Source organism: Nocardiopsis baichengensis YIM 90130 (assembly GCF_000341205.1).
Lineage (GTDB): Bacteria > Actinomycetota > Actinomycetes > Streptosporangiales > Streptosporangiaceae > Nocardiopsis_A > Nocardiopsis_A halophila.
Map to the genome: position 1 here is coordinate 61041 of NZ_ANAS01000006.1, position 12807 is coordinate 73847.

General features: G+C 65.5%; 7 protein-coding genes. 3 read left to right on the plus strand and 4 right to left on the minus strand.

The window, feature by feature from the left end; genetic code table 11:
- Positions 1 to 16: 16 nt before the first annotated feature.
- Positions 17 to 2053 carry a serine/threonine-protein kinase gene (locus C892_RS32560; RefSeq protein ID WP_017556555.1) on the minus strand — a complete coding sequence of 679 codons (2037 nt, stop codon included), beginning with the start codon at positions 2051 to 2053 and terminating at the stop codon, positions 17 to 19.
- A gap of 584 nt (positions 2054 to 2637) precedes the next feature.
- Between C892_RS32560 and C892_RS30385 the strand changes: the two genes are divergently transcribed.
- Entirely contained in the window at positions 2638 to 5796 is a 3159-nt protein-coding gene (locus C892_RS30385) for a DEAD/DEAH box helicase (RefSeq protein WP_239647283.1), read from the plus strand.
- Between the two features lie 188 nt (positions 5797 to 5984).
- On the opposite strand, the gene C892_RS0106490 is transcribed toward C892_RS30385, so the two are convergent.
- Positions 5985 to 7373, minus strand: a complete 1389-nt coding sequence (locus C892_RS0106490) for a class II fumarate hydratase (protein WP_017540215.1) — start codon at positions 7371 to 7373, stop codon at positions 5985 to 5987.
- A 192-nt stretch (positions 7374 to 7565) separates the two neighbouring features.
- Between C892_RS0106490 and C892_RS0106495 the strand changes: the two genes are divergently transcribed.
- Both C892_RS0106495 and C892_RS0106500 read left to right on the plus strand, forming a co-directional pair.
- Entirely contained in the window at positions 7566 to 8492 is a 927-nt protein-coding gene (locus tag C892_RS0106495) for an ABC transporter ATP-binding protein (RefSeq protein WP_239647284.1), read from the plus strand.
- Entirely contained in the window at positions 8489 to 9325 is an 837-nt protein-coding gene (locus C892_RS0106500; RefSeq protein WP_017556558.1) for an ABC transporter permease, read from the plus strand. The genes C892_RS0106495 and C892_RS0106500 overlap by 4 nt, the downstream gene beginning before the upstream one ends.
- Before the next feature lie 539 nt (positions 9326 to 9864).
- Here the strand turns inward: C892_RS0106500 and C892_RS0106505 are convergent.
- Together C892_RS0106505 and glpX are read right to left on the minus strand one after the other, a co-directional pair.
- Positions 9865 to 11373: a hypothetical protein gene (locus tag C892_RS0106505; RefSeq protein WP_017556559.1), complete on the minus strand. Its 1509-nt coding sequence runs from the start codon at positions 11371 to 11373 to the stop codon at positions 9865 to 9867.
- A gap of 331 nt (positions 11374 to 11704) precedes the next feature.
- A complete protein-coding gene (gene glpX, locus C892_RS0106510) occupies positions 11705 to 12733 on the minus strand; it encodes a class II fructose-bisphosphatase (RefSeq protein WP_017556560.1) in 1029 nt (342 codons plus the stop codon).
- Positions 12734 to 12807 lie beyond the last annotated feature (74 nt).

Here is a 12807-nt window from a genome sequence, read left to right on the forward strand (position 1 = left end):
TCCGGGGGCCGGCCCCTCAGATCGCCAAGAAGAACCAGCTGTCGAACGAGTCCTGCATGACCTGCTCGTACTCCTCGGCGTCCTCTTCGGGGACATTGAGGGAGAGCGTGAAGCCCTTGCCCTCGTGCTGGACCGTGTACTCGGTCAGGTAGCGCTCGGGGACGCCCCAGTCATTGCCGGTGTAGCGGTTGACCACCATAGCCGCGTCGTACTCGGAGTCCCACAGGAAGGGGTACTCGTCGGGCTCCAGCTCGCGGATCTCGTCGGTGCGGTAGTCCTCGTAGTCGCCGGAGGCCTTGAAGGACTCGTCGTTGGCCTGGAGCCGCTCCAGGCTGCCGGCGTCGTCCTCCAGGTCCCAGGCGACCATCATGAAGCGCCGCTCGCCGGTGCCGTCGGTCATGGTGACCGAGCCGGTGCCGTCGGAGCTCATCTCGCTGTCGTCGAGGGTCCAGCCCGAGGGGTAGTCGACGCTGAAGCGGCTGCCGTAGTAGGTCTCGTAGTCCGTGGGAGGGCCGTCCTCCTCCTCGGCCTCCCCTCCCTCGGCGTCACCCGAGTCCGGGGCATCGCCCCGTGCGTCGCCGTCCGCGCCATCGGCGTCACCGGGCCCGGCCTCGTAGCCCCCGGACGGCTGCTCCGATGTCCCGCTGTTGTTCGCGAGGACGATGAACGCGCCGCAGCCGCCCAGAAGGAGCAGGACAAGGCACACGCAGCCGAGGCCCAGGATGAGCGGGGTCTTGCTGGTCTTCTTCGCCGCCTGCGGCGGGGGAGGGGCCGCCGCGAACGCGGCCTGCCCCGGGGCAGGCCCACCCGGCGAATACCCGTACGGCCCCTGCGGAGGCTGCTGCGGTCCCGGCGGCGGCCCTTGCTGCGATCCTGGAGGCGGCCCACCGGGACCACCCATGGGCGCGGGCCATCCCCCTGAGGGCCCCTGGGGCCCGCCGGGTCCACCCGCATGTGCAGGCCACCCCCCAGAAGGCCCCTGAGGCTGGGCCCCCTGCGGCGGCTGCTGAGGCCCCGAAGGCGCCCCGGGCCCGGGAGTCGAGTAGGAGGCAGAGGGGATCGCCCCCGAGGGGCCCCCGTGCGCCGGCATCCCCCCGGACGGCGTTCCAGCGGCCGGCATCCCCCCGCTCGGAGTTCCATCGGCGGGCATCCCCCCGGACGGAGTTCCAGACCCCATCGCCACTCCGGGCCCGGTCCCGCCCGCTCCGGACGCGGGCTCCCCGCTACCGGACCCTCCAGGGGCGGAACGCAGCAGTTCCAGCGCACTCTCGGCGCCCAGGCGCTGCGCCGGATCGCGCTCCATCAGCCCGGAGATGACGGGCTCCAGCGACCCGGCCCGTGCCATCGGCGGCAGCGGGTCGGAGACCACCGCCGAGATCGCGGCGGTGACCGTGCCCCGTCGGAACGGCGACGTACCCTCCACCGCCTGGTAGAGGGTCACACCGGCGCTCCACAGGTCGCCGGCGGGGGTGGCGGCCTCGCCCATCAGGCGCTCGGGCGGCATGTACTCGGGCGAGCCGATCAGGGCGCCGGTCGCGGTGATTGAGGCGCCGCCCTCCATGGTGGCGATGCCGAAGTCGGTGATGACGACGCGCCCGCTGTTGCACACCATCACGTTGCCGGGCTTGATGTCGCGGTGGACGACGCCGGACTCGTGAGCCGACTGGAGCCCTTCGAGCAGCGCCGCGGCCAACGCGGACGCTCGCGTGGGCGGAAGGGGGCCGTTCTCTTCGAGCTCCTGGTCCAGAGAGTGCCCCGGGATGAGCTCCATGACGACCCACGGGTTGTCCTCGAAGTCGAAGACGTCGTGGACGGTGACGATGGAAGGATGCGGCACCCGGGCGGCACTCTGCGCCTCCCGGAGCACACGCGCGCGAGCCTCGGCGCGCTCGTCGTCGGACAGATGAGCGGGAAGGAGGATCTCCTTGACGGCGACGGCGCGCTGGAGCTGGGTGTCCCAAGCCTTCCAGACGATGCCCATGCCGCCGCGGCCCAGCTCCTTGTCCAACCGGTAACGCCCGAGCACGACACGGGCGCCCTCATCCGTGGACATAGTGCGGCCTCTCAAGGGGGAGGAACGTATGCGATCGTGTGCAAGCAGGCTACTAAGCACACACCCTCCCCGAGCCCACAGGCCCACATCCCACATGTCCGGATCGGGCCTTGTGGGCATGAGACCCCGCAGGCCCGCATCAGCCCCGGAGCCGCTCCGCCCGACGAACCAGGACGTCGGTGACGCGCGGATCGTTCATCCCAGCACGTCACACCTCTCCGAGCCAGGCCAGCGACATCGGAGGTGGCCTTCAGCGGCTCCTCGTGCTCCCAGAAGCGGACGAAGCTCCTCTACCGTGTCACTTCGCAGAGCTCGAGGCAGACCATCGGTCTTGCGCTCACCAGCAACATCTCTGACTAGGGGTGTTGCTGCGGCGCTGTGGTACCACCAGACTGTTAGGCACTGACCCTTGCCAGTTTGGAAGACTCCTCCTCGGTAGTCGGACTTTAATCGGCCCTGATTAATTAGAGATTCGTCAGTGCCGAGCCAGTCTGGCCAGAGTATGCGTAGCTATGGGTACGTCACTATCGTGGTGTTGGGCGCCTTATTTATTAGGTAGACATTGCTAGTCGAAAGGAATGTCTGTGACTGGTTTCGATCCGAACAAAAGTCCGGTTGAAGGCCTGTATGAGCAACTCATTACGTCGAAGTTGCAGAGTGAACTAGCGAGGATCGACGGTACAGAATGGGGCATCCAAAGCGAGACTCTCGATGAAGTGATGGCGTCCCATGTCCTCGCTGATCACTTGTTTCAGCGTGTGCGGAGCCTCCTGACTGAAGTTCCAAAAGAGCGGCAAGTTGAGGTAGCGAACCGCTTGTTGGCTGCTATCGACGACCAGGACGCACCGGAAGACCCAGTTGAAGTTGTCAGGGTTGGCCATGACGACAATGGGCGCCCAGCTCGATTGCTCGCCCTGCACCCGGGGGACGATCCTGGCGTATATAAGATTCGACCTTCGACTCCGATTACGGAGTCCGCCTTGTTGACTAATCTTCCCGAGGAGCCCGGGATTGGGCACGAGATCCGCCAGGAATTGGTCACGGCGGATAGAGTCGATTTGTTGTGTGCATTCGTCAAGTGGTCGGGAATGCGCACCTTGCGTGATGCGCTTAAGGTTGCGCACGAGCGAGGTATTCCGATCCGGGTTCTGACAACCACATACATGGGTGCGACTGAGCAAAGGGCCCTCGATGCATTGGTGCGGGATTACGGTGCCCAGGTTAAGGTTTCGTATGAAGTAAAGAGTACGAGGCTACATGCCAAGGCGTGGCTGTTTCGTCGTAATACTGGATATGACACCGCGTACGTCGGGAGCTCTAATCTGTCTCGGCCAGCACTCGTTGATGGCCTAGAGTGGAACGTGCGGCTATCTTCTCACTCCACTCCTCATATTATTGAAAAATTTGAGGTGACTTTCGAAAGTTATTGGGGAAGTGGCACCTTTGAGCCCTACGATCCAGATCGGGATGCAGAGCGGTTTCAGCAAGCGATCGCCGAGGCCGGTGGAGCCTCGGAGCGTGGGGGAACTGTCACGCTCTCGAACCTTGAAGTTCGGCCACTACCGTTCCAAAAGGACATGCTCGAACGTCTAAATGCGGCACGACATGAGAAAGGCATTCACAGAAACCTGCTCGTTTCAGCCACGGGAACGGGAAAGACTGTCATGGCTGCCCTTGACTATCGCCAACTGTGTGAGAGTAGTCGACGCCGGCCAAATCTACTTTTTATCGCTCATAGAGAAGAGATTCTCGATCAGTCTCTTCGCTGCTACCGAGAAGTTCTCGGCGACGCCAACTTCGGAGACAAACTCAACGGAAAAGAACGGCCATATAATTCAGATTATGTGTTCGCGAGCGTGCAGACACTGAGTAAAGATCGTCATCTCGATCAGTATACTCCTGACGCTTATGACGTGATCGTAATTGATGAATTTCATCACAGTGCGGCCAAAACGTATCGGAAGGTTATCGACCACTTTCGCCCCAAAGAACTGTTGGGTCTGACGGCCACCCCTGAGCGAGGGGACGGAGTCAGGATCCAGGATCTATATTTCAATGGTGAAATTACAGCTGAACTGAGGCTTTGGGAAGCTCTGGAGAATGAGCTACTTAGTCCATTTCACTATTTCGGAATTAGTGATAACACAGATCTTCGCGCGGTTTCCTGGCGTCGCGGAGGGTATGACCATACGGAACTGAAGAACCTTCTATCGGCGGACCATGCACGTGCGCGAACGGTGATCAGGGCAGTTCGTGACACCGTAACCGATCCTCACCTCATGAAGGCGCTTGGTTTTTGCGTATCTGTCGCGCATGCGGAGTTCATGAAGGAACGATTCAATGACGTAGGGATCCGTGCCGAGTATTTGCATGGCGACGTGGATGATGCTCGGCGCGTTCAAGTTCTGCAGGATCTTAAGGCCGGGATGGTCAACATTGTATTTTCTGTTGACCTATTGAATGAGGGGGTTGATATCCCGGATGTCGATACACTGCTGTTGTTGAGGCCGACGGAGAGTGCCACCGTGTTTCTTCAGCAACTTGGTCGAGGTCTCCGCCGGACGCCGAGCAAGGACGTCTTGACTGTCCTTGATTTTATCGGTCTGCATAGAAAAGAATTCCGGTTTGAGGAGACCCTTGGGGTTCTGGCTAACGCCAAACGCAGAACTCTGGAGAGTGCTGTCGAACAAGATTTTCCGAAGCTCCCATCTGGCTGCCAGGTTATCCTGGAGCGGAAGGCCAAGGAGCGAGTTCTCTCGAACATTCGGACGCAATTGCAGGTGAATGTTAATGTACTTGCGAATGAAGTTCGTGATTACGGAACAACAGACCTTGTGAAATACCTTCATGAGAGCAACCGTACAGCGGATGAGGTGTATCGAAAAGGGTCTTGGACTAGTCTTCTTCGGCGTGCATCGTTACTTCCCACAAGGGGTCCTGACGGAGAAGACAAGATCCTGACCAGGGTTCGCGGTTTGCGTTATGTTGATGATGCCCAGCGCTATCACTATTACAAGATGATGTTGGGGAATGATGCGCCGCGATACCAAGATCTGGATGCTCAAGGGAAAGCCTATGCGCGCATGTTGTTCTTCTCGATCTGGGATGGCAAGTGGGCAGGGTTCAAGGATTACCAGGAGGGCTTCGAAGCACTCCGGCGTTATCCTGACGTAGTCAATGAGATGCGTCAGGTCCTTGATTATGGAATTGGTTGCGCTGAGCATACTGCCATTCCACTCGTGAATGGCCTGTCTGCCCTGCCTCTGCAGGTGCATGCGAAGTACAGTCGATCTGAGTACTTGGCCGCTCTAGGGTGGGCGAATCTATCCAGTGGGGACTACCCTCTGACCTTCAATGAAGGAGTCTTGTGGCGAGAGGAAATCAAGACAGACGCCTTCTTTGTCACTCTAAGGAAAGATAGCAGGGGCTTCTCTCCGAAAACAATGTACAAGGATGCTGCTCTCAATGAACACGAGATTCGTTGGCAGACGCAGCACAAGATGTCCAGCGAGAGTCCTAGCGTTCAACGCTACAGGGACCATGTGCGCGAGGGAAGTCAAATTCTACTTTTTATTCGCTCGCACACCACGGATGATGCTGGGGGTGCCGTTCCGATGACATTCTTGGGGCCGGCTACGTATGTGGCGGACGAAGGAAGCAATCCGGTCAGTTTCACCTGGCGCCTTAAGTACCCAATGCCCGTAGATGTGCTCAACTATGCGGAAGTTGCGCACGTTGGCTAGCTAGTGTATGTGACGAACTGCCGGACTACTAGCCAAATGAGGTTTGTCTCCAACCCCGGATACAGTGTTTTAGTGGCGGCTGCCCGGTGAGCAGAGAATTCTCGGTAATAGGGCGTTCTTAGAGGCGACGCGGGCCGGTACTCCTCAAGGAATACCGGCCCGGAGTCTTTTTCGCTATTTCTGGAGGCCTACTGCGCGTTCGTCATCTTCAGGACGTTGAGGGCCTCGTCCAGCTGCGCCTCGGTCAGGTTGCCCGCCTCAATGTAGCCGCGCTCCAGGACCACCTGGCGGATGGTCTTGCGCTCGGCCAGGGCCTGCTTGGCGACCTTGGCGGCCTCCTCGTAGCCGATGTAGCGGTTGAGGGGCGTCACGATCGACGGGGACGACTCGGCGTACTCGCGGCAGCGCTCCTCGTCGGCCTCGATGCCGGCGACGCAGCGGTCGGCGAAGACGCGGGAGACGTTGGCCAGCAGGCGGACCGACTCCAGGATGTTGCGGGCGATCATCGGCAGCTGCACGTTGAGCTCGAAGTTGCCGCTGGCGCCGCCGAAGGCCACCGCTGCGTCGTTGCCCACGACCTGCGAGGAGACCTGGAGCATCGCCTCGCACAGCACCGGGTTGACCTTGCCCGGCATGATCGAGGAGCCCGGCTGCAGGTCCGGCAGGCGGATCTCGCTGAGGCCGGTGCGCGGCCCCGAGCCCATCCAGCGGATGTCGTTGGCGATCTTGGCGTAGCCCACCGCGATCGTCCGCAGCTGCCCGGACAGCTCGACCAGCCCGTCGCGCGCCCCCTGGGCCTCGAAGTGGTCCCGCGCCTCGCTCACCGGGAGCCCCGTGGTCTGGGCGATCTCGGCGATGACCCGCGGGGCGAAGCCCTCGGGGGTGTTGATGCCGGTGCCCACCGCCGTGCCGCCCAGCGGCAGCTCGGCGACGCGCGGCAGCACCGCCTTGAGGCGCTCGATCCCGTGGCCCACCTGGGCGGCGTAGCCGGAGAACTCCTGGCCGAGGGTGACCGGGGTGGCGTCCATCAGGTGGGTGCGCCCGCTCTTGACGACCCCCGCGAACTCCACGGCCTTGCGGTTGAGCTCGCCCTGCAGGTGCTCAAGCGCCGGAACGAGGTCGTTCACGACCGCCGACGTCGCCGCGATGTGGATCGAGGACGGGTACACGTCGTTGGACGACTGCGAGGCGTTGACGTGGTCGTTCGGGTGCACGTCCAGCCCGGTGGCGTCCTTGGCGAGCGTCGCGATGACCTCGTTGCTGTTCATGTTGCTCGACGTGCCCGAGCCGGTCTGGAACACGTCGATGGGGAACTCGTCGTTCCACTTGCCCTCGGCGACCTCCAGGGCCGCCTGGCGGATCGCCTTGCCGAGCTCGTCGGAGATGACCCCCAGCTCGGCGTTGACCTTGGCGGCGGCGGCCTTGATGTGGCCGAGCGCCTCGATGTTCGCGGCCTCCAGCCCCTGGCCGGAGATCGGGAAGTTCTCCACCGCGCGCTGGGTCTGGGCCCGCCACTTGGCCTTAGCGGGGACCTGAACCTCGCCCATCGAGTCGTGCTCGATGCGGAACTCACTCATCGTTGAAAGACACCTCCAGGGAAACCTGTCCCCAAGATTGCCAGAAGCAGGGGTGGCGGGTGGGCCTGCCCCCGCCGGAGCGCAGGGGTGACCTCGTGCGACGTGGCGGGGGTCACTCCCTCCGCCGGAGGCGTGGTCCGGCCCCCGGAAAAACCAGTGGGGCAGACCACGCTATTTCCCTACCGTGGCCATATGCCGTCATCAACGCGAGGAGAACCCTCAGCCCTGTCCCTGCGCGGCGTGGTCAAGTCCTACGGTTCGATCCGTGCCGTGGACGGGCTCGACCTGGAAGTGCCGTCGGGGATCGTCTTAGGCCTCCTCGGCCCGAACGGGGCCGGGAAGTCCACGACCATGCGCATGCTCACCGCCCAGAGTCGAGCGGACGGCGGGGAGATCACCATCCTCGGGCACTCCGTCCCGCGCGAGTCCAAGCGCGCGCGTGCACTCATGGGCGTGGTGCCCCAGCACGACAACCTCGACGAGGAACTGACCGCCGCAGAGAACCTCCAGGTGTTCGCCCACCTCTACCGCGTCCCCCGGGCCGAGAGGGAGGCCGCGGTGGAGCGCGCGCTGCGCATCGCCCACCTTGAGGACCGACGGCACACCCGCGCCGACAAACTCTCCGGCGGCATGAGGCGCCGACTGCTCATCGCCCGGGGGCTGGTCCACCGTCCCCGCCTCGTCCTGCTGGACGAGCCCACCGTGGGCCTGGACCCACAGGTGCGCCAAGAGCTGTGGGGGCTGGTCTCCTCTCTGCGGGACGAAGGCGTCACGGTCCTGATGTCCACGCACTACATCGAAGAGGCCGAGCGCCTCTCCGACGAGGTCGCGCTGATGGCGAAGGGGAAGGTGGTCACCCGGGGCGCCCCCGCCGATCTCATCGCCCGGTACGCGGGCAAGACCGTCGAGGAGTTCCGCGCCGGCACCGATGGCCACGAGGCCATGGAGCGCCGCGCCGAGGCGGCCGGCCTCCCCACCCGCCGCACCGGCGCCGAACTGGCCGTCATGCGCGCTGAAGAGATCTCCGAGGAGCTCCGCGGCGAGCTGGGCCGCGGCGAGGTGCGCGCCAGCAATCTGGAGGACGTGTTCGTCACCCTGACCGGGGAGCGTGTGGAATGAGCCTGCAGGAGACCGCTGAGCGCGCTGAACGGCCCCTCTCGGCCGCAGGGGCGTCCGCGCCCCCGCCCGGCCGCTTCGAGCTCGCGCCGGTGCGGGGCGTGCTGGCCCGCGAGTGGGCGCTGTACCGCCGCAGCTGGAAGCCGACCACCTTCGCCGCCGTGGTGGAGCCGATCATCTTCCTGCTGGCGTTCGGTTTCGGCCTGGGCTCCCTGGTCGGGGTGGTCGCCGGCTACAGCTACCTGGACTTCATCGGCACCGGCATCGTCGCCACCTCGGTGCTGTTCACCTCCATCTACCCCGGCCTGATCGACACCTACGTGCGCCGCGTCTTCCAGCACAGCTACGACGGCATGCTGGCCGCCCCGGTCGACGTGCGGGAGCTGGTGACCGCCGAGGCCGGGTGGATCGCCCTGCGCGCCTCGGTCTACGGCTGCGCCCCGCTGCTGGTGGCGATCGGCTTCGGCCTGCCGCCCGCACCGGGGATGTTCGCCGTTCCGCTGATCGCGCTGGTCACCGGTTTCGGCTTCGGGCTGATGGGGATCTGGATGTCGGCCCTGGTGCCCTCGATCAAGACCATCGACTACATCATCTCGGGGCTCATCACCCCGATCTTCCTGGTGGCGGGGACCTTCTTTCCGCTCGACGAGCTGCCCGGGTGGGCGCAGGGCATCGCCCAGGTCAACCCGCTGTACCACTGCGTGGAACTGGTGCGCGGGGCCGCGTTCGGCATCGACGCGGGGGCCGCGGCCCTCCACTGGGCGGCGCTGTTCGCCTTCGTCGTGGTCGTCTGGGGCCTGGCGGTCTTCCAGATGCGGCGCCGCCTGATCGACTGATAGCCCGATCTGGGTTTGTTCGTGAGAGCGGACAGCGTTTGTCGATGAGTTCCGGCAGCGCCTCCATCCGTCGCAGGGTCGTGTCGATGACTCCTGGCAGCACTGCGTGCGACGGGGCGCACCGTGCCCTTCCTCGATAGTCGCCCCCACCGCCGCCTGCGAAGCCGCAGGTCAAGGTGGAGCGCCCGCAGCGAAGCGAGGACGAACGACCTTGAGGTGCGGCGAGCGGCGGCCACACTCGGCGGCGAGGAAGGCGCTGGCGTTGTCGGAACTCATCGACACGACCACGCCGCAGAGGGTCTTGAGCGCCTCCAGAACTCATCGATAAGTGCTGCTACTTCTCATCGACATAGCCACCCGATCGCTTTCAGAGCGCCCCGACCGCGCCCCGAGAGTTGCCTGAGAGCCGTCCTTGCAAGCGCGTCCCTGAACGCGCAAGAGGCCGCGCCCTGGAATCCGGTTGGTTTCCGGTTCCAGGGCGCGGCCTCTTGCGCGTCTCCGGAGGGTGCGGACCAGTGCTGTGCGGGTCCGCACCGGGATCACTCCGGGCTGGGCGCCCAGCGCATTTGGGAGGTCACCCGATCGCCGTCTATGGCCGTGGAGAGGCCGAACGCCCCCCACTGGTCGGCGTCGGACTGGCCGCCGGACTCGGCGAACGGTCGCAGGTCCATGTACATCCCGTAGAAGGCGCTCTCGCTGCCCTCCATGACCTGCTGGTACACAGGGTCATCGCCGAGGCGGCCCTGACCCGTGGACCCAGAGGACACCACCACGGTGTCCCCGTCCGATTTCACCCCGGGCGGCGAAGAGTAGGACCCCTCCGAGAACAGGTCTACCAGCTCCTCAATCATCCCGGCGTCGGCGCCCGCGGCCCTGAACTGGACCGAGGCGCCGTCGAAGTCCGAGAACGGATCGTTCAGGCCGCTCCGCAGGTCGCTCAGGCCTACGGCGGTCTGGTTGCCCACCAGGTCCTGGAACCCGTCGGGGACCGAGAGGCCGATCTCCTCCTCCAGGCCAGCCTCCACTTCGGCCGTATCGTCGGGAAGAAAGTCGTCCAGGTCGTTCCAGGCCATCTCGCCCAGTTCGTCCACACCGCTGCCGGCGAGAGCGATCGCGGTGTCGTCGGGCAGCTCGGCCATCTCGGTCAGGCCGGTCTGCGAGGTCTCGTAGTCGGCGGGGGTGAAGTCGCCCATGGCGAAGTCGATCATGTCGACGTGAATGTCGAGGCGGTCGGACTCGATCGACAGCGCGGCCGCGACCCGGCCGTCGATGGACACGTCCTCGAAATCAGGCCCGCTGGAGCCGTACCCGCCCGTGCCGTAATCCCCGGCGCCGTAGTCCTCGTCCCAGGGGTCGCCGCCGCCGTATCCGCTGCTGTTCGACAGCTGCTCCTGGATGGCGTCGGAACTGGCCCCCATGTCGTACCAGAACGCCGCGAGGCTGTCGTCGGCCACGCCCGCCATGTCCTCCGCGTACGTCTTGTCGTCGGCGAGTGAACCCTCCTCCTCGACCCGCTCGTACAGCTCGTCGAGGACCTCGTCGGACTCGGCGAAGAAGGCGAACCCGTCGCGGACCTCACCCGCGCTGTCGTCCTCCTCGCGGGTGAGCTCCTCGACGGCCTCCTCGGCCGCGGCCTCGTCGGTCACCGCCACGGCGGCCGCGCCGGCGAGACCGGGCCCCTTGCTCACGACCTCGGACTTCCACCCGGCGACGCCGAACCGGCCCCCCAGCCAGGGCTTGATGTCCTCCTCGTAGTCCAGGTCGGCCTCGGCCTGCTCGATGACCTCCTCGAAGATCGCGGCGCCGGGGTCCTCCTCGTCGTCGCCGATCTTCTCCTTGACGGAATCGGGCAGCTTGTCCATGAAGGCCGCGTAGTCCGTCAACTTGGCGCCCGAAGGCTTGAGGTCGAGGCGCAGGAAGCCGACGGAGTCGGCGGGCAGCACAGTCTCCGGCTGCGGCCCGCCGAACACACGGTTGACCACCGTATTGGCGGCCCACACCCCGGAGGCCATCAGCAGCACGCCCAGTCCGGCCGCGACGGGGATCATCCACACGCGGTTGCGGCGCGGAGCCGGGCCCTGCGGCGGCCCGTACGGGGGTCCGGGCGGCGGCCCCTGCGGGGGCCCCGGCGGCGGGAACCCGTGGCCCGCCGGGGGAGGCGCGGAGGCGCCGGGCGGGTACTGCGGCCCGGACGGCTGCCAATGCGGCTGGCCGGGGGGATCGGGGTAGGACATCGGACCTCCGGAGTGCGCTTTTGCCTGTAAGACCGTACCAATGCGCACAGGTCCGAAAGCCCCGGAGCAGGGGCCATACGCCCCTTGAGGCCGGATCAGGCCGAATTGCGGCGAACCCGGCCCCAAGGAGGCGGACCGGGAGGGGTCAGGAGGAGGCCGACGCGAAGTCGACCCCGCTGTAGGTGTCGAGCTTGGAGATCCGGTGCTCGCTGTGCACCTGGCGCACCGTGCCGCTGCGGCCGCGCATCACCAGCGAGTCCGTCATGGCGCCGCCGGCCTCGTAGCGCACCCCGCCCACCAGCTCGCCGTCGGTGATGCCGGTGGCGGCGAAGAACACGTCGTCGGAGGAGACCAGGTCGTCGGTGGTCAGCACCCGGTCCAGGTCGTGTCCGGCGTCCAGGGCCGCGCGCCGCTCCTCCTCGTCCTTGGGCCACAGCCGCCCCTGGATGGTGCCGCCCAGGCACTTCATCGCGCAGGCGGTGATGATGCCCTCAGGGGTGCCGCCGATGCCCAGAAGCAGGTCGGCGCCGGTGCCCGGGCGGGCCGCCATGATGGCGCCGGCCACGTCGCCGTCGGTGATGAACTTGATGCGCGCCCCGGACTCGCGGACCTCCCGGACCAGGCCCTCGTGGCGGGGGCGGTCCAGGATGACCACGGTGACGTCCTGAGGGCTGCCGCCCTTCGCGCGCGCGACCGCGCGGATGTTCTCGGACACGGGCGCGGTGATGTCCACCACGTCGGCCGCCTCAGGGCCCGCGGCCAGCTTCTCCATGTAGAACACGGCCGACGGGTCGAACATGGACCCGCGCGGGCTCACCGCGATCACCGAGATCGCGTTGGGCATGCCCATCGCGGTCAGACGGGTGCCGTCGATCGGGTCGACGGCGACGTCGCACTCGGCCCCGCTGCCGTCCCCGACCTGCTCACCGTTGTAGAGCATGGGGGCGTTGTCCTTCTCGCCCTCACCGATCACCACCGTGCCCTTCATGGACACGCTGCTGATCAGGTGGCGCATCCCGTGCACGGCCACGCCGTCGGCGCCGTTCTTGTCGCCCCGCCCGACCCACCGCGCGGCGGCCAGCGCCGCCGCCTCGGTGACGCGCACCAGTTCGAGGGCGAGGTTGCGGTCGGGGACGGAGTCATTGCGGGGAGTAGGCGGCGTCGGCTCGCTCATGGGTGGCCTCTCACAAGGGGCGTGAACTGGTGAAGGTGGTGCCCACCGTGGATGTGGGCCCGGGGCAACTCTAT

Excerpts from the sequence above, each read along its gene's own strand:
- glpX (WP_017556560.1), bottom strand. The coding sequence starts at position 12,733 with ATGAGCGAGCCGACGCCGCCTACTCCCCGCAATGACTCCGTCCCCGAC.
- C892_RS32560 (WP_017556555.1), bottom strand. The coding sequence starts at position 2,053 with ATGTCCACGGATGAGGGCGCCCGTGTCGTGCTCGGGCGTTACCGGTTG.
- C892_RS0106505 (WP_017556559.1), bottom strand. The coding sequence starts at position 11,373 with ATGATCCCCGTCGCGGCCGGACTGGGCGTGCTGCTGATGGCCTCCGGG.
- C892_RS0106495 (WP_239647284.1), top strand. The coding sequence starts at position 7,566 with ATGCCGTCATCAACGCGAGGAGAACCCTCAGCCCTGTCCCTGCGCGGC.
- C892_RS0106500 (WP_017556558.1), top strand. The coding sequence starts at position 8,489 with ATGAGCCTGCAGGAGACCGCTGAGCGCGCTGAACGGCCCCTCTCGGCC.
- C892_RS0106490 (WP_017540215.1), bottom strand. The coding sequence starts at position 7,373 with ATGAGTGAGTTCCGCATCGAGCACGACTCGATGGGCGAGGTTCAGGTC.